The following is a 22,791-nucleotide window of genomic DNA, read 5'->3' on the forward strand; positions in this document are numbered from 1 at the left end:
CTGACTCACCCGTGAGGACGACCACCTGCGATGGACGAGCTGCTCCGCGAGATGATCACGCCCCCCGCCCCGCGGCGGGACCCCGCCCGTCGGCGTCGGCTGGTCGCCACCGTGGCGATCCTCGGCATGGCCGGGCTGGGCATGACGTCGCTCGTGACCTCAGCGATCTTCACGGACAACGACGACGCCGGCCGCACGGGCATCACCACGGGCTCGGTCGACATCACCGCCGGTGAGGACGCCGCGTTCGTCCTCCCCCCCGGGAGCCTGGCCCCCGGCGACGAGGTCTACAGCCCCGTCACCGTGACGAACGCCGGCTCGCTCGCGCTGGTCTACGGCGTGCAGTACGCGGCCACGAGCGGCGCGGGCGGCCCGCTCGCCGACGCCATCAGCCTCGACCTGTTCGCCGTCCCCGCGGCGTCGTGCTCCGAGGCGGGCCTCGCCGGTGCGACGCCGCTCGGCACCGCCGGACCGGGCCTCGCCGGCACGCCGACGGAGATCGTCCCGCTCGGCCGGAGCCTGTTCGCCGCGGCCGCCGAGGAGCTGTGCGTGCGCGTGTCGCTCCCGGACACGCTGGACAACACCTACCAGAACAGCACCGCGGACCTCGCGCTGACGTTCGTGGCCGAGCAGGACCCCACCGACCCGCACCGCTGACCGAGCGGAGGCTCTGGTACGCCGATGAGCAGGAGGCCGCCCCCGACGGTCGAGCGCCGGGCTCCGCACGCGGAGCGCCCCCGGCACGCGGCCCAGGAGTCGACGCCCCGGCGCGCCCTGCGGACCGCGCTGTGGACGGTGATCGTCGTCTGCGGGCTCGCGTACGCCGGGTCGCTCGCCGTCCCGCTGTGGTTCCAGGCCAACGGGCAGCGGCTGCTCATCGTCACGTCGGGCTCCATGTCCGGCCCGGAGCAGGGCTCGTTCGACGCGGGCGACGCGGTCGTCATGCGGCGGATCGACGACCCGTCGCAGCTCCGGGTCGGCCAGGTGGCGACGTTCTGGCCCGCCGGCTCGGACCAGCTCGTGACGCACCGCATCGTCGCGCTGAAGAACCTGCCGGTCATGCAGCAGGACGCCGTCACCGGGAAGATGGTCCAGACCGTCGACCCCGAGACCGGCGACCCGCTGACCAGGCCCTACATCTTCACCAAGGGCGACGCGAACGCCGAGCCGGACCCGAACGCCACCCCGCTGGCCCAGGTCCGCGGCATCATCCTGCACGTCTACCCGCGCTGGGGCTGGGTGCTCGACTGGGCCGGCTCGCCGCAGGGCCGCATGGTCATGCTGGTGCCGCCGCTCGCCGCCCTGGCCGCGCTCGAGCTCATGTCCCTGCTCGACGACCGCCGCTCCCGCCGGGCCGCCGGCGAGCACCGTGCGGGCGCCCGCGAACGGCACGACGATGCGCTCCTCCTCGGCTGAGGCGCCCGCGGTCGACGCCGCGGACGGACCCCTGCTCGGCCCCTGGGGCCGGCTGGTGCTCGGCACGCTGCTGGTCGCCGCGGCGTTGCTCGGCCCGGCGGTCGGGTTCGCGTCCGCGCAGTTCGGGGATGCCGCGACGGTGACGATCTCGATCCCCGTCGGCCCCCCGGCCCCGGCCCCCACCCCCCCGGCCCCCACGGCAACGCTCCCGGAGCCGGCGCCGCTCCCCTGCCCCGCTCCGCCGAACCCCGCTCCGCCGAACCCCGCTCCGCCGAGAGGGCAGACGATGCTGGCTCCGGGAGCGTCCCACCCGCACTGCTGCCCATTCGGCGCTCGGGGGCGGGGGGGGGGGGGGGGCGGCGGGGGCGGCGGGGCGAGGGCGGCAGGCCGAGGGCGGCAGGGCGGGGGCGGCAGGGCCAGGGCGCGGGGCGAGGGCGCGCGCGGGGGCAGAGGGCGCACGCAGGGGCGCGAGTAGCGTCGGGGGGTGGCCGTGTCGCAGCCGTTCGCCGACCGGGCGCAGGCCGGGGCCGCGCTCGCGGGGCGGCTCGCCGCGTACGCCGGCCGCCCCGGGGTGCTGGTGCTCGCGCTGCCGCGGGGCGGGGTCCCCGTCGCGGCGCCGGTGGCCGCGGCGCTGGGTGCCCCGCTGGACGTCGTCGTGGTCCGCAAGCTCGGGCTGCCCGGGCATCCGGAGCTCGCGATGGGGGCGCTCGCCGGGCTCGGCGGGGAGGTCGACGTGGTGCTGAACGAGCGGGTGCTGCGCGCCGGGCACGTCCGCCCGGCCGACCTCGACGCGGTGCGTACTGCGGAGCTCGCGGAGCTGCGCCGTCGGGAGGCGGCGTTCCGGCGGGACCTGCCGGCGCTGCCGGTCACCGGCCGGACCGTGCTGGTGGTCGACGACGGCGCGGCGACGGGCGCCACGGTGCGCGCGGCGGTCGCGGCGCTGCGGCGGCACGGGGCCGCGTGGGTGGTGGTCGGGCTGCCGGTGTGCCCGCCGGACACCGCGGCGGTGCTGGCGCGCGAGGCGGACGAGCTGGTGTGCGTCCGCGTGCCGCGGCGCTTCCAGGCGGTCGGCCTGGAGTACCGGGACTTCGAGCCGCCCGCGGACGCCGACGTCACGGCGCTGCTGCGGGCGGGGCGGCCTAGCTGAAGCCGATCGCCCGCTGCGCGACCCGGTACGCCAGCACGGACACGCGCCGCCCGGCCGGGCCGGGCAGGTTCGAGATCTGCCCGAGCACCGACCAGCGCACCTTGCGGTACAGCCACGGGTCCTGCCGGCGCAGCTCCGACCACAGCCGGTCCTTCTCCGCCAGCGACTCCCGCGAGCCCGCCCGGATGAGCAGGATCGACGACACCGCGCAGATGATCTCGACGTAGTGCAGGCGGTAGGCGCGCAGCCGCCGGTCGGCGACCCGGACCTGGCCCACGTGGTCGAGCATCAGCCGGTTCACCCGGAGCTGCTGGTCGAGGCGGCGCAGCATCACGGACTCCTGCACGGACTGGTCGGCTCGCCCGATGAAGTACCGGTACAGGTCGACGTCCAGGTAGAACAGCGTGCGCACGTGGGCCAGCGGCACCAGCGCGTACAGGTTGTCGACGTAGAAGGTGCGCTCCGGCAGCCGCAGCCCCGCCGCCCGCAGCACGTCCGTGCGGTAGGTGAGCGCATGCATCATCAGGTACTGCCGCTTGGCGAACCGGCGGGTCGCGGACCAGCCGATCACCCGGTCGCGGGGCAGCGCGCCGGCGTACCGGACGGCGGTCTTGTTCTTCTTGCCCTGCTTCTCGTAGACGAAGTTCGACACGAGCAGGTCGACGTCGCGGCCGTCGGCGACGAAGCCCCGGAGGGTCGCCAGCACCCGGGCCAGGGCGTCGCGGTCGAGCCAGTCGTCGGCGTCCACGACCTTGAGGTACGTGCCGCGCGCGTGGTCGAGCCCCGCGTTGATCGCCGAGCCGTGGCCGCCGTTGGGCTTGCGCAGCAGCCGCACCTGGTCCGGGTACCGGTCGACGTAGGTGTGCGCGAGCGCGGCGGTGCCGTCCGTGGAGCCGTCGTCGACGACCAGCACCTCGACGTCCGGGCCCACGCCGACCACGGAGTCGAGCGCGCGGGCGAGGTACGGCTCCGCGTTGTACGCGGGCACCACCACGGACAGCACCGGGCTCATGACGCGCGCACCTCGCTGGCGGGCGGGACGGGCGCGGCGGGTCCCGTGGTCCCGGCGCCCGGGTCCGCGGGGTCGGACCGGAAGATGACCTTGAAGATCGGGAAGAACACCCAGAACGAGATGGCCGCGTTGATGATCATCGTGGCGAAGTCGGCGAGGGTCTCGCCGGTGCTGCCGAGGCCCCAGGTGTCGATGAACAGATCGTAGACGGGGGCCTTGTACAGCCCCTGCAGCGCGGCGGCGGCGATCGTGATGATGACGTAGGCGATCGCGTACCAGGTCGCGGCCTTCGCGACGGAGCTGGTCGACTTGAACGTGATGCTCCGCTGCGCGAAGAAGTTGATCACCTGCGCGACCAGCAGGGTGATCTGCACGGCGAGGAAGTAGGCCAGCCCGCCACCGCCCTGCGGCAGGGCCCCGGCGGCGTAGTCGAAGACGTAGTACTGGGAGCCGTCGGGGTTCGAGCCGACGGGCCAGACCTGGAACGCGGTGTCCACGAGCGCCGTCATGCCGAACAGCCACTTGATGAGGGGCATCATCGCCAGCTGGAGCACGGTGATGCCGTTGCTCAGGACGAGGAACACGACGAACTGGGCGACGCCGGGGCGCTTCTCGGCGAACCGGCGCCAGGCGGCTCTCGGACGGGTGAGCATGGGGGTCTCCCTCTCGGAGGTCAGGCGTCGCCGCGCAGGGCGCGGGCGCTGGCGCGGTTGGCGCGCCGGTTGCGGGCGAAGGCGCGGGCCGTGGCCCCGGCGCCGGAGAAGAAGCGGCCGTTGACGATGCGGACGATGCCGTCGACCATCTCGGCGCTGACCATGCCGTTCGTCATCTTCCCGATGGCCCGGAACGGCATGTTCAGCAGGAACAGGGTGTTGAGGTCGGGCGCCCCCTTGCGGTCGGCCGCGTCGCGTCGCCACGCCAGGACGCGGTACGCGAGCCGGGCGAGGGGCGACCGGGCCTCGGCCATCCGGCCCAGGGCGTCGTTGGCGGTGAGCGGCCCGGACCAGGTCGACGGGGGCAGCCGGCGGCCGAGCAGGGCCGCGAAGTCCGCGTCCGGCACCCGGCGCACGTCGCCGGTGCGGTAGCGCTCCGGCACGTCGTCGACCCGGGCGGGGACCGTGCCGGTCACCTCGACCGGCACCGCGAGCGGCAGGTCGTCGACGTGCGCGCCGGCCAGCACCTCGTACGTGCCCTGCGCGACCTGCCAGGCGCCCGTCGCGGTGTCCCAGTGCCGGAACGCGGCGTCCCCGAGCGGGACGGTCACGGTGGCGGACTGCCCCGGCGCGAGCTCGACGCGGGCGAACCCGGCGAGGGTGCGGTCGGGCCGGTGCACGCCGGGCGTCAGCCGCCGCACGTACACCTGCACCACGTCGGCGCCCGCGACGTCGCCGGTGTTCGTGACGGTGACGGTGGCGGCGTCCGCGGTCGCGGCCAGCGCCGAGTGCGCGAACGTCGTGTAGGAGAGCCCGTACCCGAACGGGAAGGTCACCGGCACGCCGGCGGTCGTGTAGTACCGGTAGCCGACGTACAGCCCCTCCCGGTACTCCGCGGTCCGCCCGGTCGCGGGGAACGCGTCCGCCGTGGGGGTGTCCGCCAGGGTGACGGGCACGGTCTCCGCGAGGTGCCCGGAGGGGTTCACCGCGCCGGTCAGCACGTCGAGCAGGCCGCCCGCGCCCGCCTGGCCGGCGAGGTACCCGTGCACGACCGCCCGCGCCGACGGCAGCCACGGCATCTCGACGACGCCGCCCCCGGACAGCACCACGACGGTGGCCGGGTTGGCCGCGGCGACCGCGTGCAGCACCTCGACCTGCGCGGCGTGCAGGGACAGCGTGGACCGGTCCAGGCCCTCGGACTCGGCGATCTCGTCCAGGCCCAGGAAGAGCAGCGCCACGTCCGCGTCCCGGGCGGCCTCGACGGCCTCGTCCCGCAGCGCGGCGTCGGGCGTTCCGTCACGCCGGAACCCGGCGGCGAACGCGGTCGTCTTCAGGCCGGAGTCGCCGATCACGTCGAGCACCGAGTCCAGCCGGGTCGGGTTCACCGCCGAGGAGCCGGAGCCCTGGTAGCGGGGCGTGCGCGCGAAATCGCCGATGACCGCGACGCGGGCGCCGGGCGCGAGCGGCAGCACCGCGTCGTCGTTCTTGAGCAGCACCGCGCTGCGGGCGGCGACCTCGCGGGCGAGGGCGTGGTGGGCGTCGGCGTCCACCGCCGGGGCGGTGCCGGGCACCCGGGCGTCGCGCACGACGCGCAACAGCTCCGCGACGCGGGCGTCCAGGTCGGCCTCCGCGAGCCGCCCCTCCTGCACGGCGCGCACGAGCTGGCGCGCGGAGTCGAGGCCGGCGGCCGGCATCTCGAGGTTCGAGCCCGCGGCGACCCCCGCCACGACGTCGTTCGAGCCGCCCCAGTCGGTGACGACCGCGCCGTCGAAGCCCCACTCCTCGCGGAGCACGTCCGTCAGCAGGAACCGGCTCTCGTTCGCGTACACGCCGTTGACCAGGTTGTACGCCGACATGACGGTGCGGGGGGCGGCCTCGGTGACGACGATGCCGAACGCGGTCAGGTAGATCTCCCGCAGCGTGCGCTCGTCGACCACGGAGTCGGAGACCATCCGGCGCAGCTCCTGGGAGTTGGCCGCGTAGTGCTTCGGGCAGGCCGCGACGCCCCGGGACTGGATGCCCCGCACGTACCCGGCCGCCATCGTCCCGGCGAGCAGCGGGTCCTCGGAGAAGTACTCGAAGCTGCGACCGCCCAGAGGCGAGCGCTTGATGTTCAGGCCCGGGCCCAGCAGCACGTCGACGTCCTGCGCCGCGGCCTCCGCGCCCAGGGCCGCACCGACCCGCTCGGCGAGCTGCACGTCCCAGCTGTTCGCCACCGCGGCGGCCGTCGGGAAGCAGGTGGCGGGCTCCGAGGCGTTCAGCCCCAGGTGGTCGGCGGAGCCCACCTGCTTGCGGACCCCGTGCGGGCCGTCCGCCAGCCACAGGGAGCGCACGCCGTGCCGCGGCAGGTCGTGGGTCTCCCACACCGACTTCCCCGTGAGCAGGGCGGCCTTCTCCAGCAGGGACAGGTTCTCGGTCATGACGTCCTCGATCGTGCGGCGGCCGGGAGGCCGTGGATCAGCGGTGCAGGGGGCGCGCGCGGGCGCACGGGGTCGTCGGGGCCGCCGCCGGGCCGGTGGTGGTGGGCGCCACCGGCCCGACGGCGAACCCGCGAGCCGCTACTCCCGGTCGGCGCGACCGGCGGGGACCGCCGGCTCGTGCTCGGGGGCGCCCTGGGGGCCGCCCGCCGTGGCGCCGCGGTGCCGCAGCACCCGGCGCGTCACCAGGAACGCACCGGCGACCACGAGCAGGCCGAGCACGATCGACGCGATGATCTGGATGGAGACCCAGGTCGGCGGCGTGTAGCTCACCGTCGCGCCGGGCGCGAGCCCGTTCATGGCGTTGGAGTTGGCGACCGTGAACAGGATGTTGTGGGTCGCCTCGCGGATGTCGCTGACCGCCTTGGCCGACGTGGTGTCCGCGAAGGACTTCGACGGCTGGAACGTCAGGGTGAGGTCCGTGCCCGCGCTGATGCCCTGGTTCGGGTTCATGTACGGGTACAGGTTGAAGTCCGAGATCGCGAAGCCCTCGAAGCCCCACTCACCCCGCAGCACGTCGGTCATGAGCGCCTCGGAGCCGCCGGCCCAGGTGGCGCCGATGCGGTTGAACGAGCTCATGACGCCGCCCGCGCCGATCGTGGTCTCCTCGACCGTGCCCTCGGAGTCCGCGATGTACTGCACGTCCATCGAGATGTTCTTGACGGCCATCTCGAACGGCTTGAGGTAGATCTCGCGGATCGTCTGCTCGGTGGCCCACGTCGCGATGCCGTTGTTGACCCGGTTGGTCTCCTGGTCGTTCAGCGCGAAGTGCTTGAGCGTCGTGTACATGCCCTTGGTCGCCGCCCCGTTCGCGACCGACGTGGCCATCGCGCCGGACAGGAACGGGTCCTCGGAGTAGTACTCGAAGTTGCGGCCGGCGAACGGCGAGCGGTGCAGGTTCATCGCCGGCGCGTACCAGCCGTTGATGTCCTTGAACATCGCCTCGTTGCCGAGCATCTCGCCCATCGCGGCGCCGAGCTCGACGTCCCACGTCTGCGCGATGAGGAACTCCGAGGGGTACGCGACGCCGTTGATCGAGGAGTTGATGAACGACGAGAACCCGGCGGGGCCGTCGGGCTCGACGGTCTGCGGCTTGGCGATCGAGCCGATCGCGGCCGTCTGGTACGCCCCGTTCAGCAGCATGTCGGTCATGTCGTCGACCGACAGGGAGTCGAGCAGCTCGTCCCACTGCGGGTCGTCCTTCGGCAGGCCGCGCAGGTCGATCAGCGCCAGGTCGGTGTCCGCGCCGGTCGTGGGCATCTCGCCCTCGAACTCGGCCGCCACCGCCTCGTGGTCCCACGCCTCGAAGCCCTCGGCGACGGCGTCGCTCGCGACCAGCTGGTCCGCGGTGGGCGCCGTCGGGAACGTCCCGGCGAAGTCCGCGCGGGACATCGACAGGATCTTGCCCTCGGCGGGCTCGGTGCTGAACTGCGCCGAGACGTCGTCGAACTGGTTGGTGACCTCGGCGAGGTCCGTGGAGCGGTGGTTCTCGCCGGAGTACACGACGTCGGAGTCGACGGTGTAGGTGATCGGCTCCGTGCCCGCGGCCACGGTGTGCGAGTCGGTGCGGACGCTCAGCAGGTAGTCGCCCGCCTCCAGGACGTAGGCGCGCTCGCCCAGGTGGTCGTAGGACGCCATGTCCTCGACCGCGACCTCCAGCGTCACGGTCTCGCTGGCGCCCGGCTCGATCACGCCGGTCTTCGCGAAGTCGCCGAGCACGACCTCGGACTTCTCGATGCCGCCCGGGGTGTACGGGGCGGTGTAGTACAGCTCGACGACGTCCTTGCCCGCCGCGGCGCCGGTGTTGGTGACCTCGACGTCCACCGAGACGGTCCCGTCGACGGCGCCCGCCTGCGTGCCCACGACCTCCCAGGTGAAGTCCGTGTAGCTGAGGCCGTAGCCGAACGGGTAGACCACGGCGTCGTCGTAGTCGAGGAAGCCCTCGGCGGCGGCGGTCTCGTAGTAGCGGTAGCCGACGTAGATGCCCTCGGCGTAGTTCACGAACGGCGCCTCGTCGGTGACGGTCGCGTTCGACGTGGCGGTCTCGATCGACGACACGGGGTACGACACCTCGAGGCCGTCGTACAGGAAGCCGCCGACGTTCACGTACGTCGGGTCGGCGGTGAAGTCCGCGGCCCACAGGTCGGCGGTGCGGCCGGACGGGTTCACGTCGCCGGACAGGATGCGGCCCAGCGCGTTCAGGCCCGTGGCGCCCGGCGAGCCGGCCAGCAGGATCGCGTCGACCTCGGGGTCGTCCTGCAGCGCGCCCATCTCCAGGGTGGTCGAGGCGTTGACCACGACGACCACGGTCTCGAAGCTGGCCTTCGCGAGGGCGACCAGGTCCTTCTCGTCCTGGTTCAGCTCCAGCTGGTGCTGGCCCTCCTCGGCGTTCTCGTCCCAGTCGGTCATGTCCGTGGTGAGGTCGCCGCCCTCGCCGCCGGGACGGCCGATGTAGACCACCGCGGCGTCGGAGTACTCGGCGAACGACGAGGACTGCGCCTCGTACTGGTCGACCGGCATCTCGCCGATCGTGTAGGTGGAGATGTCCGGGCGGTCCATCTCGATGAAGCCGCGCGGGTTCTCGGCCGCGTACGCCTCGATCGCCGCGAACACCTGGTCGTTGACCTGGAAGCCGGCGTTCTCCAGGCCCGCGCGGGCGGTGACGGCGGAGTTGGTGTCGACGGAGCCGGAGCCCGAGCCGCCGAAGACCGGGTCCGCGGCGGCGCGGCCCAGCATGGTCACGCTCGCGCCCGCGGCCAGCGGCAGCGAGCCGCCCTCGTTCTTGGCCAGCACGATGCCGGCGCCGGAGATCTCCTCGACGAGGGCCTGGGCCGCGGCGTCGACGTCGTCGATCGACTCGTAGTCGGCCGTGTAGTACTCGGTGTCCCAGTCGGCGGACTCGTCCGAGTTCGTGAACGTGTAGGTCCCGGACCCGAACTGGGACGCGACCCAGCCGCCGGCCACCGTGAGGGCCACGTTGGCCACGACGGTGACCACGGTGACCACCGCGAGGACGGGGACCCAGATCCAGAGGAACTTCTTGTTCGACATCGGCTTCTTCGCGCGATCGGCGTTCTTCGCCTTGGCGTTCACTGCAATCCTCCTCGAGTGCGGGCGGCGATCACGCTAGGGGCGGCGGCCGGAGCCGCCCGCCGCGGGCGCACGATCTGTCGGTTCAGCGGCACGGACGGTCACCGCCGGGGGCCGGGCGCCCGACCGCTCGGCAGCGGTGCGGGCACCCGGCCGGGTCTCCGGGTGACTACTCGGTGACCTCGGTGATGGTGCCGTCCTGGTCGATCTGCCAGGTCTTGTCCGTGGCGGCCGAGTCGCCCTCGATCGTGTACTTGCCGTCCTCGATGTCGATGGTCCCCTGGATCCGGGACGCGGCGTCGGAGAAGGAGTAGGGCACGACCAGCAGGCCGTACTTCACGGTCGGCGCCTGCACGTCGCTCGCCAGCATGATCTGCGCCCAGGAGTCGTCCTCGGCCAGCGCGTTCGCGACGGCGGTGCGCGCGTTCTCCAGGTCCTCCGCGATGTCGGACTCGCTGGCCGCCTGCTCCTCGGACGACGTCCCGCCGGCGCTGCCGCTGTCGTCGCTGGCGCAGGCGGTGAGCCCGAAGACGCCCGTGAGGGCCACCACGAGGCCGAGGCCGGTCGTCAGGGCGGTGTGTCGCTTCACTTCTGTGTGCTCCTTGATGAGTGCTGACCGCGGGCCCACCCCGCGGCCGGTCCCGCCCGGCCGGTGGCCGGCGACTGCGCGTCGCCGGCCACCGGTCCGGGCGGTGGTGCCGCGGGGTCAGTCCGCGATCGGCCCGGAGTAGTCCAGGCCGAAGCCGAACGCGTACGAGCTGCCCGCCGAGTCGACGTACGGCTCGGTGTCCTCCTGCACGTCCTCGAGCTGCTTCTCGACCGCGTCCATGGAGGCGGGGAAGGCGATCGGCAGCCGGCCCTGCGGCTCGGAGAGGCCGATGGCCGTCTCGATGAGCGCCTGGTCGCTGAGGCCGAAGCCGACCAGGATCGCGTCGGACCGGGACTCGAACTCGGCCGGCACGGTGGGGTTGGTGGCCTTGAGCACCGTGATCACCGGGATGTCCTTGCCGGACGCCTCGACGGCCGCCGCGGCGCGCTCGAACGCGTCGAGGTCCGACTCGTTCGCGGTCCGCGAGGTGTGACCGAAGTAGGACCGGTTCTCCTGCGTGCCGTCCGGGAGGATGTCCCCCGAGATCGAGACCTTGCGGACGTTCTCGCCGTCCGCCGTGTACGGGCGGTACTGCAGCGAGAGCGGGTACCACTCGCCGGTCTCGGTGTCGTGGCCGGAGTTCGCGAAGACGGCGCCGCTCTGCGGGCTGGTCATGCCGACCAGCACCAGGTCCACGTCGCTCAGGTCGGGAGCCGTGTAGCTCGTGACCTTGCCGTCGGCGTCCTCGACCGCCTCGTCGGTGACGACCGTGCCGAAGTACTGCTCGGCGATCTCGACGGTCAGCCCCGGGCCCTCGGTGTACTCCCCCGGGCCGAAGAGGCCGGCCAGGCCGGTGTTGTACGACCGCGGGATGTAGACGGTCTTGTCCTTCCAGGACTCCGCGTCCGACGCGGCGATCGTCCCGCCGTCGTTCTTCAGCATGACCACGGAGTCGAGCTGCGCCTCGTAGCCGGCGTCCAGCTTGTCCTGGCTCGCGACGATCTCGGTCGACTGCTCGAGGTCCAGGTAGGCGTTCTCGTACAGGCCCGGCTGGAACAGCATGCTCAGGACCCGGCTGCCGGTCTCCCGGAAGCGGGTGTCGGCGTCGACCTCGTTCACGCCGGCCTCGTAGTCCGCCTGCCACATGTCGTACGCCGCCAGGACGGGCTCGACCGCGTTGTTGCCGCCGAACATGTCGACGCCGTTCTTCAGGATCGCGTAGTGGCGCTGCTCGACCGTCAGGTCGTCGGCGCCCCAGGAGGTCCCGATCAGCGCGTCGGGGTCGGTCGTGCCGCCGGCGGTCACGCCCCAGTCGGTGACGACGACGCCGTTGAAGTTCTCGCGCAGCATGCCGGTGCGGGCCGAGTCGTACGCGCTGCCCATCCGGTCGCCGCCCAGGATCGGCTCGCCGTTCCCGTCCAGCGCGACGGAGTACGCGGTCATGACGGCCGCGGCGTCCATCGCACCGAGGAACACCTCGGCGTGCGCGTCGAAGTTGTCGCCCGGGTAGACGCCGTACTTGCCGGCCTCGGTGTGCGACTCGCGACCGCCCTCGCCGGGGCCGTCGCCCGCCCAGTGCTTGATCATCGCGTTGACGGACTCGTCGCCCCAGCCGTCCTCGCCCGGCGTCGCCTGGAAGCCGTCGACGTACGCCGCGGCCATCGCGCTCGCGAGCTCGACGTTCTCGCCGAACGTGCCGTCGACGCGCAGCCAGCGCGGGTCGGACGCGAGATCGATCTGCGGGCTCAGCGCCGTGCCGATGCCGAGGGCCCGGTACTCGGCCGAGACCATGGTCGCGAACTGCTCCATCGTCTCCGGGTCGAACGTCGCGGCCAGGCCGAGGTTCGACGGCCAGCGGGAGATGTCGCCGGACGCGTTGTAGTTGCCGCCGCTCGACGCCGTGGAGCGGGGGTCGGAGCTGAAGTTCACGGGGACGTACGGCTCGTCGTCGGTCGCGAGCGACTCGGCGTACGCCTGCAGCTCGTTCGACCACGTCACGTTGGCCTCGACGTCGTTCGGGCCGGCGTTGAGCACGTTCCGCAGGCGCGAGGAGGACATGTACTCCTTCTGCGCGTCCGTCAGGCCGTCGGCGGGCGAGCGCTCGTGGGAGCTGAACAGCATGAGGCCGGCGATCTGCTCGATCGACAGGTCCTGCGCCAGGTCGGCCGCGCGGTCCTCGGCGGTCTCCCGCCAGTCCTCCCAGGTGTCCAGCTCGCCGTTGGCGTTCATGTCCTTGAACGCGTACTCCTGGCCGTCGATCTGCTCGGTCAGGAGCTCGACCCCGCTGTCCTTCCCGTAGGACAGGACCGGTCCGTCGCCGGGGTTCGTCACGACGGTGAACGTCGTGGTGCCGTCCGTGACCTCGCGCGTCGTGAACGCGTCGCCCGACGCACCGTCCTCGTCCGAGGAGGAGGGCGAGCACGCCGTGAGCGCGAACAGGGCGAGACCCGCGACCGCGGCCGCGCTCTTGACGTACGCCGAGCTGCCGGCGCGCCGTGGCGCCGTGGTGGTTGTCATCATCGACCTTCCCTTGTCGTCCAGCGGCCGTGCTCACGCGCCGCCGGTTCCGCGCCGTCGTCGGGCGGAGGCCTGCGGTGGGTGCGCGACACGGCGCGTCTACGAACCGATCGCGACCCGGGACGTCCTCGTCCTGCAGCCGCGGCGCCAAGTTAGCCAGGGCCCGGAGCGCCCGGGACGGCAGGTGCACGGACTGTCGATCTCGGTCCACAAACGGCTCGGGAGGTCACGAGGAGGTCACGCCGAACGGGTCCCGGGCGGGGTGGCGCCCGGACGATCTGTCGGTTCCGGTGCACGTTCTGTCGCGCGTCCCGGCCGTCGTCCGCGCCGTCCCGCGGGGGTCCTACACTCGGGGCGCTCCGCTCCTCACGGGCCGCACGGCCCCCGCCCGGAAGGGTCCCCCGCATGGATCTGCTCGTCGTCGGCGCCGGGCTGTTCGGCCTCACGGTCGCCGAGCGCGCGGCCGAGGCGGGGCTGTCGGTCACCGTCGTGGACCGGCGCCGGCACCTCGGCGGCAACGCGTACAGCGACGTCGACGAGGAGACCGGGATCGAGGTGCACCGCTACGGGTCGCACATCTTCCACACGTCGAACGAGCGGGTCTGGGAGTACGTCCGCCGCTTCACGGCCTTCACCGGCTACCGGCACCGGGTGTACTCGACGCACGCGGGCACCGTGTACCCGCTGCCGATCAACCTCGGCACGCTCAACCAGTTCTTCGGCACCGCGATGGGCCCCGACGCCGCCCGCGCGCTCGTCGCGGAGCAGGCCGCGGAGGTCGACGCGGACGCCGCGAGCAACCTCGAGGACAAGGCGATCTCGCTGATCGGCCGGCCCCTGTACGAGGCCTTCGTCCGCGACTACACCGCGAAGCAGTGGCAGACCGACCCGCGGGAGCTGCCCGCGTCGGTGATCGCCCGGCTGCCGGTGCGCTACACGTACGACAACCGGTACTTCGGCGACACCCACGAGGGCCTGCCGGCGCACGGCTACCTGCCCTGGTTCGAGGCGATGGCCTCGCACCCCCGCATCGACGTGCGCCTCGGGACGGACTTCTTCGACGCCACGCAGCCCCTGAGCAAGCCCTCCGCGCGGGGCCAGGTGCCGATCGTCTACACCGGCCCGGTCGACCGGTACTTCGACCACCACGCGGGGCCGCTGGGCTGGCGCACGCTCGACCTGGAGACCGAGACCCTGCCGGTCCGGGACTTCCAGGGCACCAGCGTCATGAACTACGCGGACCTCGACGTGCCGTGGACGCGCGTGCACGAGTTCCGGCACTACCACCCGGAGCGCGAGGACCGGCACGCGCAGGACCGCACGGTGATCATGCGCGAGCGGTCCCGGTTCGCGCTGCCCGGCGACGAGCCCTACTACCCCGTCGCCACCCCGGCCGACCGCGACCGGCTCCGCGTGTACCGCGACCTCGCCGTCGACGAGCCGGACGTGCACTTCGGCGGCCGCCTCGGGTCGTACCTCTACCTCGACATGCACATGGCGATCGCCTCGGCGCTGTCCTGGTGGGACAGCGACGCCGCACCCGGGCCGGCCCGGACGTTCTCGGCGGCCTGAGCCTCAGCGGGCCGCGGGCCGGTCCGCGGGCATCGGCAGCAGGATCCGCAGGACGAACCACCCGTCCTCCGCGTTGACCGTCATGGACCCGCCGTACTTCTCCGCGGTGTAGCGGATGGACTTCAGCCCGTAGCCGTGCCGGTCGCGGTCGGCCCGCCGGGTGACGATGTGCCCGTCCTCGGTCCGGAGCTCGCCCGTGAAGTAGTTCTCGAACGTCATCACGACGAACCGGTCCCGGGCGAAGAGCGCGACCTTGATCACCCGCTTCTCCGGGTCCGGCACCGCGAGGACCCCGTCGATGGCGTTGTCGAGCGCGTTGCCGAACACCGCCGACACGTCCATCGCGGACATGAAGTCGATCGCCGAGCCGTCCGCCACGTACGTGAGGTCGATGCCCCGCTCCGCGCACTCCAGGCTCTTGGTCGTGAGGATCACGTCCAGCACGCCGTTGCCCGTGTCCGCCTGCGCCGCGTAGCCGGAGACGCTCGCCTCCAGGCTGTCGAGGTACGACGCGCGCAGCCCCGGGTCGCCCTCCGCGCGGATGACGTTGATCTGGTGCTTGAGGTCGTGGTACTTCCGGTTGACGATCTCGATGCTGCGCTTGGACTGCAGGTACTGGCCGTGCTGGCGGCGCAGCATCTCGTCGATGGCCTTCACCTCCGCACGGGCCCGGTGCTGCAGCCGCTGCCCCTGCTGCGCGTACAGCGCGACGAACCCGCACAGGTCCACGAGCGTGCGGATGTAGAAGATCTCCAGGCCCAGCCGGCCGCTGAACGGCGTGTTCGCGTTGAGGAAGCTGATGTTGCTCATGAAGAACGTGACCAGCGCGATCGCGATGGCCGAGGCCAGCTCGCCGTACGTGACGTCGAGCGGCTGCGCCGGCCGGAAGTGCCGGGCCTCGATCAGGTACGCCCCGACGAACGCGGCGCCGTACGCGGCCACGCCGAACGCCACCTGCCAGCCCGTGCCCGGGCGGCCCTCGGCCAGGAAGAAGAAGCAGTGGATCTGCCAGTGCGCCGCGGCCACCAGCTCCGCCAGCACCAGCGCGCGCGCCGCGAAGTAGCCCGCGTCGCGCGCCGACACCCGGGCGGCCGTGACGATGAAGCCGTACATGGCGGCCACCGCCGCCGCCATGCCCGCCGACCACAGCGCGAGCGGCAGCCGGTCCGCGAGCTCCTGCACCCCGACGAGCACCACGAGGGCCGTGCCCGCCACCACGACCAGCCGCCCGGTCGGCAGCCTGTGCCGCAGCAGCACGTACACCAGGCACGCCGCCCACTCCGCGACCCCCGTGAGCAGCCGCGGGATGTCCGGCAGCGTCTCGATGATCACGCCGTCCGCGCCCCGAGGTAGTCGGTGAGCGCCGCGAGGAACGCCTTCTTGCGCGGCCGGCTGATCAGGAGGTCGTGGCCGCCCATCATCAGCGCGCTGCTGCCGTGCACGCCCAGCACGTGCCGCAGGTTGACCACGTACCCGCTGTTGCTGCGGAAGAAGCCCTTGCCCTCGAGCTGGGCCTCCAGCGCCTTGAGCGGGCCGACCACGGAGTACCGGCCGTCGACCGTGTGGACGGTCGTGCGGTGCTTGGCGCTCTCCAGGAACACGATGTCGTCGGTCGCGACCCGCACCAGCCCGCCGTCGACGGCGAGCAGGAGGTAGTCGGCGGACCGGCGCCGCAGGCGGGCCACGGACTTCTTGATCTCCTGCGAGAACGCGAAGTAGGACACCGGCTTGAGGACGTAGCTCAGGGCGTCGACCTCGTATCCCCGGATCGCGTACTGGGTCATGTTGGTGATGAACACGATCACCACGTCGCGGTCCACGAGCCGGATCCGCTCCGCCGCGCTGAACCCGTCGAGCCCCGGCATCTCGACGTCGAGCAGCAGGATGTCGAACACGGGCCGGTAGCCGGCGACCACGTCCGCGCCGTCCGCGAACGTGGTGATCGCGAACGACTCGTCGTGCTCCCGCTCGTACCGGCGCAGGTGCTCGACGAGCAGCAGGGCGCTCGCTGCGTCGTCCTCGACGATGCCGATCCTGATCACGATGCCGTTTCCCGGGGTCTGGTCCCCCGCGGGCGCGGGGCACGTCGACCGGCCGGAGCGGTGCTGCGGCGGCGCGTCCCCTGGTCGCGGCCGCGGCTCCGGCAGGTCGCGCCGATGCTAGGCGACGCGCGCCTGACGTGTCACCCACGGCGCCCGTCGCCGAGGCGGCACGACGACCGTCCAGGAGCTCGACCGCCGGGGCGCGCGACCGGCCCGCTCACGTCGGGACGGCCATCGCCTCCTCCGCCTCGGCCTCGCCGTCGACCGCGCGCACGACGGCCGCAGCGAGGTCGTCGGGCCGGCTGAGCTGCGGCCAGTGCCCGGTCGGCAGCTCGACGATCGTCACGTCCGTGATCCGGCCGAGCTCCCGGACGTACGGGTGGTCCTTGGCGAGGAGGTCGCGCAGCACTGACTCCGGCATGGTGGAGGAGATGATCGTGACGGGGACGTCGTAGCGCCGCTCGTCGTGCAGGCGCTGCGGGCCGTTGGCGACCAGCGGCGGGACGCTTACGGCGCGGGCGCGGAAGTCGGCGCGGATCTGGTCGGTGAGGCCCTCCAGCTCCTCCTCCTCGAACGCGCCCCAGTCCGGCAGCGGCACGACGCCGTCCACCAGCGGCAGCTCGTCGTTGACGACGCCGCCCTCCCCGAGCGGCCCGCTGTCCACGTAGACCACGTGCTCGACGCGGTCCGGCCGGAGGTCCGCGACGGCGTGCGCGACCGCTCCGCCCCCGCTGTGCCCGACGACGGTGACGGGCCCGTCGAGCCCGTCGATCAGCTCGGCGACCGCGGCCGCCTGGTCGGCGAGCGTGATGCCCGCGACCTCGTCCGCCGCACCGCCGGCGCCCAGGGGCGTCACGGGGTGCGGGGTGTGTCCGGCGGCCGCGAGGGCCTCGGAGACCGGCGCCCAGGAGGACGCGTCGAGCCAGAACCCGGGGATGAGGACGACGTTCATGCTCCGACCGTAGACGTGACCTGTGACACACGCCCAGACCTGCCGGGCGCGGGCGCGACCATGGCGGCGCGCGGCCGCCGAGCCTCAGCCGGGCCTCAGGGGGCGATCGAGAAGTCGCCGGACCCCTCCGGCTCGGCGTCCTCGACCCGCACGCCGCTGACGTCCGCGAACCGCGGGCCGCGCCGGGCCCAGTCCGTGAGCCGCGCGACCGCGTCCTCCGGCCCCTCCAGCAGCGCCTCGACGGACCCGTCCGCGCGGTTCCGCACCCACCCGGCGACGCCGAGCCGGCGCGCCTCGGCCGCGAGCGACGCACGGAAGCCGACCCCCTGGACCTGGCCCTCGACGACCAGACGGCGCGCAGTCATGCGCCCAGTCTGCGCGGGCGGTCCCGGACCGCGCCAGGATGGGCCGGTGACCCGCCCCCGCGCCGCCCGCCCCGCCGCCCGGCCTGCGCTCCGGGTGCAGCCGCTCGGCCGCGGGGCGCGCGGCCTCGTCGCCGCGTTCCTCGTGTCCGGGACCGTGCACCTGGTGCGCCCGCAGGTCTTCGAGGGCACCATCCCCCGGGCCCTCCCCCCGGCCGCGGGATCTCGTCGTGTGGTCCGGGGTCGCCGAGCTGGTGTGCGCCGCCGGCCTGCTCGTCCCGGCCACGCGACGACCCGCCGGCGTCGCGAGCGCGGCGCTGCTGGCGGCCGTGTACCCGGCGAACGTGCAGATGGCGGTCGACGGAGTCCGTGGTGTGCGACGCGCCCGCACCCCCGCCGCCGTCGCGCGGGCCGTCCTCACGCTCGCGCGGCTGCCGCTGCAGTGGACGCTCGCGCGCTGGGCCTGGCGCGCCGGACGCTGACGACACGCCGGTCGCCTGAGCCCCTGCCGGCCGGTCCCTCCCCCTGCGCGGGACCGGCCCGGACGCGCCGTCAGCGCACGCCCGCGGCGACCGGCCGGTTGCTCCGGAACAGCCCGGACGGGTCGGCGGCGGCCTTCACCGCCCGCAGCCGCTCGATCGTCGCGGCGGGGTAGCAGCGGTCGATCGCGTCGTCGCGGTCCAGGAACGTGAGCGGCGCGGTGCCGGTGCTCCAGGGCTCCACCACCGTGAACAGGTGGTCGAGCGCCGCGGTGACCAGCGGGGCGAGCTCCGGCACCGGGACCATCGCCATCCCGGTGAGCAGGAACGGCTCCGCGGCCGTGCCCGCCGCGCCCGGCAGCGCCTCGCGGGCCAGCGCGCCACCGACGTGCCGCACCTGCACCTGCATCAGCGGCGAGCGCCCCGGCTCCCCCGCGAGCTCGAGCACCGCGTCGATCGCGGCGTCGTCGAACGTGTGCAGCCGTGTGCCCGCGAGGACGGCGGGGCTCGGGTCGACCGGCTCCTCGGCGAGCAGCCCGACCTCCCCCGGCTGCAGCGGCCGGAACGTGTCGCGGAGCACCGGTCCGGCGGCCCGCACCGGCGCGAGCAGCCGCTCGGCCTCGGCGGGGTCGCCCAGGAACGTCGCCAGCACGACCGCCAGCGAGGCGCCGCGCAGGGGCTCGGGGATGAACGGCGCGTCGGGCAGGTGCAGCACGGACACCCACGTGCTGAGCTCCTCGGGCGCGGTCGCGGTGACCGCGGTGAACGCCCGGAACACCGCCGGGGCCGCCGCCGCGGGGAACGCCAGCATCCCGCCGTAGATCTGCGGTGCCGGGAACAGGTCGAGCTCGACGGCGGTGACGAGCGCGAAGTCGCCGCCCCCGCCGCGCAGCGCCCAGAGCAGGTCGGCGTCGTCCGGCGACTCGTCGCTGACCCAGCGGTGCGCGCCGGTCGCGTCGACCACCTCGAACGACCGGACCGCGCCGGCGCCGCTGCCGAACGCCCGGCTGAACCAGGAGAGCCCCCCGCCCAGGCAGTACCCGACGACGGTGACGTCCGGGTTCGACCCGACGAGCCCCGTCAGGCCCGTGCCGTCCAGGGCGACCTGCAGGTCGCCCCACTTCACGCCGGCGCCGACCCGGGCGACCCGGGCGCCGGCGTCGACCCAGATGTCGTCGAGCGCGGACGTCCGCACGAGCACGGCACCGTCGAGCGAGCGGCTGGCGCCGTGCCCGTTCGGCTGGGCGGACAGCGGGACGCCGTGCGCCGCGGCCCACCGCACCGCGGCGGTGACGTCGGCGGCGTCGGCGGCCTGCACGACCGCGAGCGGGTGCTGGTCGACCAGGCGGTTCCACGCGAGGCGCGCGGAGTCCCAGCCGGCGTCCCCCGGCGCCACGAGGGAGCCGGTCAGGGCGGAGCGGAGGTCGTCGAGGGCGGTCGTGCCGAGCGGCGTCGGTGCCGTGAGATGCGTCGTCATGCCGTCGAGCGTCCTCGGGGCCGCACGGCCGGCGGTATCCCAGGAACCTGGGGAACATCGCCGCGAGGCGCACGCGGGACGAATCCCCACAAACATGGGGGTACCGGGACGAACCCGACAGCGGGACCATCGGAGCATGGCGACTCTGCGGACCGAGCCCGTGCAGCAGGGCCTCGACTCCCTGTCGCGCTCCGGGCTCGGCTGGCGCGAGTTCGTCCGCGAGGCGATCGAGCTGCTCGGCACGGTGATCCCGAACGACGCCGCCTGCATCGGACCGGTCGACCCGGGCACCGGCCTGCTCACCGGGTCGGTGAAGCGCAACATCGGCGACGAGCGGGACGCCGAGTTCCTCGAGCACGAGTACGTGACCGACGACGTGAACCTGTTCCGCACGCTCGCGCGCCGGCAGAACCCCGTCGGCATCCTCGTCGACGACACCGACGGCGACCCCCGGCGGAGCAGCCGGCACCGGGAGATGTTCGTGCCGCACTGGTCGCTCGACCACGAGATGCGCGCGTCCGCCCGGTCGGACGGCCACGCCTGGGCCGCGATCGCGCTGTACCGCAACGGCGCCTCCAGCGGCTTCAGCCCGGCCGAGGCGGACTTCCTGGCCCGCGTGACCCGGTTCGTCGCCGTCGGCGTGCGGGCCGGGCTGGTGACCTCCGTCGCGGCCGCCTCCGCGCGCCGCACGCCCCTGCCGGCCGGGCCGGCCGTCCTGGTCGTGGACGCCGACAACACCGTCCGTCAGCTCAGCCCGGCCGCCGAGGAGCGGATCGCGGAGCTCGGCGGCTCCGGCTGGGGCGCGCTGCCGACGCCGGTCGCCGCCATCACGTCGGCGGCGCGGGCGCTCGGCGACGGCCGGCTCCGCACGGTCCCGCGCCTGCGGGTGCGCACCCCGGCCGGGCAGTGGCTGGTGGTGCACGCCGCGCCGCTCGCGGGCCGGGACGGCGGTCGGCGCGAGGTCGTCGTCACCATCGAGGAGGCCCGTCCGACGGAGATCGTCCCGCTCGTGGTGGCCGCCTTCGGGCTGACCGGGCGCGAGCGCGACGTCGTCGCGGGCGTGCTGCACGGGGACAGCACCCAGGAGATCGGGCGGGCGCTGCACCTGTCGCCGTACACGGTGCAGGACCACCTGAAGGCGGTGTTCGACAAGGCCGGGGTCGGCAGCCGGCGGGAGCTGGTGGCGCGGGTCTACTTCGACCACTACGCCCCGCGGTACGCGAGCGACCTCGCGCCGTCGGGCTGGTACGCCGGGGTCTGACGTCAGCCGTCGGTGCGCCGCAGGGGGACGCCGAGCACGCTCGGCTCGGGCGCCGGGAGGGTGTCGGTGCCCGCGGGCGTCGCGGGGACCCCGCCGCCCGGGACCGGCCCGACCCACACCCGCCACACGTCGCCGTCGCGGTGCAGCAGCCCCGGCGCGACGAGGCGCGCGCGCCGGCCCGCCCGCTGGCGCTGGTCGGCGAGGGGCGCGGCCCGGTCGGCGGGGACGAACCCGACGACGACGTTCCGGCACACGACCACCACCCGGCCGTCCCGCCCGGGCTCCAGGAGGAGCTCTACCGGGACGTCGGCGCCCGTGGCGCGCTCCGCGGCCGCGAGGACGCCCACCAGGGAGACCTGGAGCGCGCGGGCCTCCGTCGCGTGGAAGCCCGCGGCGACCTCGGCAGGCTCCTGGGCGCGGGCTCGGCGGGAGAGGATCACGGGCACCAGCGTGCCACCTCGGGTCACACCGCCGCGGGTCGCACCGGGAGCGCCCCGCGCCGCTGCGCCACCCGCAGCGCCGTCGCCGCGGGCCGCCCCGTCGCGACGAGCAGGTCCACGTGCTCCCGGCAGTCCGGGAAGATCCGGGCGCCGGTCGCGTACCGGGAGTCGAAGGCGGGGTCGAAGAACGGGGCGTCCGTCGTCGCGAACAGGTACGTCATGCTCGCCACCCGGCCGATCGAGCCCGGGCTGAACCGCCGGTGGCGCTCGGCGTACGCATCGAGGAACCCGAAGTAGGCCCCGCCGGAGCGCAGCGCGTACCCGGTCCACACCGTCTCGCCGCCCGCCGCGAGCCGGACGACCAGCGCGTCCTTGTCCTGGCGGAACCCCGAGACGACCGCACGGAACCACCGTTCGGCGACGGGGTCGAGGCGCAGCGCGGCGCCACCCCGGCCGGTGTCGCCCTTCCAGCCCGCCGCCTGCAGGTCGAGGAACGCGTCGTCCGCCGCGGGGTCCTGGCTCACGTCGTGGAGCTCGAGGGGGCCGCCGGCCTCCCGCGCGAGACCGCGGACGCCGCGGCGCATGTTCCGGCGCTCGTCCGTCCGCATGTGGTCCCAGGCGAGCGGCGGGTCGACGACCGGCCCGGACCAGTCCGGCAGCGGGGGCAGCGTCGTGCTGCCCCGGAGCGCGAACGCGCTGGTCTCCCGGCGCCGCTCGACCACGTGCATCGACGTGCCGGCCACCACCTGCGTCAGCGCGGCGGCGAGCGGCCCGTCGGCCGGGACGTGCTGGAGCTGCAGCAGCCGCGGCAGCCCGAGCGTGCGCAGGCCGCGCAGCAGGGCCTCCAGCGCCGGGACCTCGTGGCCGGCGCGGACCAGCGGGTGGTGCCGGTCGGCGTGCGTCGTCATGAACCCGCCGCCGGTCGTCGCCACCCGCACGGGCGTGCGCGGCGCGACGCGCTTGGTGGTCACCGCGAGCGCCGCGAGCCACTCACCGCCGTCCTGGACGACGGCGAGCCGCAGGTCGGCGGCCTCGTCCCCGCGGTCGCGCGCCGGGACGAGGAACCGCGGGTCCAGGTACAGGTTGGGCTCGACGGCGTGGTCGGCGAGGCGCTGCCACGCCTCCGCGTCGGCGGCCGTGACGTCGGTCAGCGCGATCATCCGGACGTGCACGAGGGTCCTCCAGCGGGGGCGCGGTCCTGGGTCGTGCGGGATGGCGCGAGCGTATTGTCCGCTTTGGACGCATTTGTACGCTTTCCGGGGTGAATCGAATCCCGACCGCCGGAGCGGGATGCCGCCGCCCGCG

Annotated in this window: 19 protein-coding genes; 6 read left to right on the forward strand and 13 right to left on the reverse strand. The window is 73.9% G+C overall.

The features are described from left to right. The first annotated feature begins 30 nt into the window (after positions 1-30). From QNH85_RS14205 to QNH85_RS14215, 3 genes are all read left to right on the forward strand, one after another. Complete coding sequence (locus tag QNH85_RS14205) at positions 31-657, forward strand: hypothetical protein (protein ID WP_282947420.1); 627 nt, start codon at positions 31-33, stop codon at positions 655-657. A gap of 24 nt (positions 658-681) precedes the next feature. Beyond that, positions 682-1,416 carry a S24/S26 family peptidase gene (locus QNH85_RS14210; protein ID WP_282947422.1) on the forward strand — a complete coding sequence of 245 codons (735 nt, stop codon included), beginning with the start codon at positions 682-684 and terminating at the stop codon, positions 1,414-1,416. A gap of 484 nt (positions 1,417-1,900) precedes the next feature. Beyond that, positions 1,901-2,563 (forward strand): phosphoribosyltransferase, encoded by a 663-nt coding sequence (locus QNH85_RS14215; RefSeq protein ID WP_282947424.1) that lies wholly within the window; start codon positions 1,901-1,903, stop codon positions 2,561-2,563. Here the strand turns inward: QNH85_RS14215 and QNH85_RS14220 are convergent. The 6 genes from QNH85_RS14220 to QNH85_RS14245 form a co-directional block, all read right to left on the reverse strand. Next, entirely contained in the window at positions 2,556-3,575 is a 1,020-nt protein-coding gene (locus tag QNH85_RS14220) for a glycosyltransferase family 2 protein (protein ID WP_282947426.1), read from the reverse strand. The two genes, QNH85_RS14215 and QNH85_RS14220, sit on opposite strands and share 8 nt — an antisense overlap. Continuing rightward, complete coding sequence (locus QNH85_RS14225) at positions 3,572-4,228, reverse strand: hypothetical protein (RefSeq protein WP_282947427.1); 657 nt, start codon at positions 4,226-4,228, stop codon at positions 3,572-3,574. Before QNH85_RS14225 ends, QNH85_RS14220 begins: the two co-directional genes overlap by 4 nt. A 20-nt stretch (positions 4,229-4,248) precedes the next feature. Next, positions 4,249-6,648 (reverse strand): glycoside hydrolase family 3 C-terminal domain-containing protein, encoded by a 2,400-nt coding sequence (locus QNH85_RS14230; protein WP_282947429.1) that lies wholly within the window; start codon positions 6,646-6,648, stop codon positions 4,249-4,251. Between the two features lie 138 nt (positions 6,649-6,786). Continuing rightward, entirely contained in the window at positions 6,787-9,798 is a 3,012-nt protein-coding gene (locus QNH85_RS14235) for a glycoside hydrolase family 3 protein (protein ID WP_282947431.1), read from the reverse strand. Between the two features lie 166 nt (positions 9,799-9,964). After that, positions 9,965-10,384, reverse strand: coding sequence for a hypothetical protein (locus QNH85_RS14240; protein ID WP_282947433.1), 420 nt, complete (start codon positions 10,382-10,384; stop codon positions 9,965-9,967). Positions 10,385-10,501: 117 nt separating this feature from the next. Next, positions 10,502-12,901 carry a glycoside hydrolase family 3 N-terminal domain-containing protein gene (locus QNH85_RS14245; protein WP_282947435.1) on the reverse strand — a complete coding sequence of 800 codons (2,400 nt, stop codon included), beginning with the start codon at positions 12,899-12,901 and terminating at the stop codon, positions 10,502-10,504. 405 nt (positions 12,902-13,306) lie between these two features. On the opposite strand from QNH85_RS14245, the gene glf reads away from it, so the two are divergent. After that, positions 13,307-14,473 (forward strand): UDP-galactopyranose mutase, encoded by a 1,167-nt coding sequence (gene glf / locus QNH85_RS14250; RefSeq protein ID WP_282947438.1) that lies wholly within the window; start codon positions 13,307-13,309, stop codon positions 14,471-14,473. A 3-nt stretch (positions 14,474-14,476) separates the two neighbouring features. On the opposite strand, the gene QNH85_RS14255 is transcribed toward glf, so the two are convergent. The 4 genes from QNH85_RS14255 to QNH85_RS14270 all read right to left on the reverse strand — a co-directional run bounded on the left by QNH85_RS14255 (position 14,477) and on the right by QNH85_RS14270 (position 17,832). Continuing rightward, positions 14,477-15,805, reverse strand: coding sequence for an ATP-binding protein (locus QNH85_RS14255; protein ID WP_282947440.1), 1,329 nt, complete (start codon positions 15,803-15,805; stop codon positions 14,477-14,479). After that, positions 15,802-16,515, reverse strand: a complete 714-nt coding sequence (locus QNH85_RS14260) for a LytR/AlgR family response regulator transcription factor (RefSeq protein WP_282947442.1) — start codon at positions 16,513-16,515, stop codon at positions 15,802-15,804. The genes QNH85_RS14255 and QNH85_RS14260 overlap by 4 nt, the downstream gene beginning before the upstream one ends. 217 nt (positions 16,516-16,732) lie before the next feature. Next, a complete protein-coding gene (locus QNH85_RS14265) occupies positions 16,733-17,467 on the reverse strand; it encodes an alpha/beta fold hydrolase (RefSeq protein WP_282947443.1) in 735 nt (244 codons plus the stop codon). Between the two features lie 95 nt (positions 17,468-17,562). Further along, on the reverse strand, positions 17,563-17,832 hold the full coding sequence (locus tag QNH85_RS14270) for an acylphosphatase (protein ID WP_282947445.1): 270 nt from the start codon (positions 17,830-17,832) through the stop codon (positions 17,563-17,565). Between the two features lie 227 nt (positions 17,833-18,059). Between QNH85_RS14270 and QNH85_RS14275 the strand changes: the two genes are divergently transcribed. Further along, on the forward strand, positions 18,060-18,311 hold the full coding sequence (locus QNH85_RS14275; RefSeq protein ID WP_346016326.1) for a DoxX family protein: 252 nt from the start codon (positions 18,060-18,062) through the stop codon (positions 18,309-18,311). 70 nt (positions 18,312-18,381) lie between these two features. Here QNH85_RS14275 and QNH85_RS14280 read toward each other — a convergent pair whose 3' ends face one another. After that, entirely contained in the window at positions 18,382-19,785 is a 1,404-nt protein-coding gene (locus QNH85_RS14280; RefSeq protein WP_282947447.1) for an FAD-binding oxidoreductase, read from the reverse strand. 136 nt (positions 19,786-19,921) lie between these two features. On the opposite strand from QNH85_RS14280, the gene QNH85_RS14285 reads away from it, so the two are divergent. Beyond that, positions 19,922-21,046 (forward strand): LuxR C-terminal-related transcriptional regulator, encoded by a 1,125-nt coding sequence (locus tag QNH85_RS14285; protein WP_282947449.1) that lies wholly within the window; start codon positions 19,922-19,924, stop codon positions 21,044-21,046. Positions 21,047-21,048: 2 nt separating this feature from the next. On the opposite strand, the gene QNH85_RS14290 is transcribed toward QNH85_RS14285, so the two are convergent. Further along, positions 21,049-21,486, reverse strand: coding sequence for a hypothetical protein (locus QNH85_RS14290; RefSeq protein WP_282947451.1), 438 nt, complete (start codon positions 21,484-21,486; stop codon positions 21,049-21,051). Between the two features lie 23 nt (positions 21,487-21,509). Further along, positions 21,510-22,646, reverse strand: coding sequence for a GNAT family N-acetyltransferase (locus tag QNH85_RS14295; RefSeq protein ID WP_282947453.1), 1,137 nt, complete (start codon positions 22,644-22,646; stop codon positions 21,510-21,512). Between the last annotated feature and the right edge of the window lie 145 nt (positions 22,647-22,791).

It is taken from the genome of Cellulomonas endometrii, assembly GCF_949769265.1.
Lineage (GTDB): Bacteria > Actinomycetota > Actinomycetes > Actinomycetales > Cellulomonadaceae > Cellulomonas > Cellulomonas endometrii.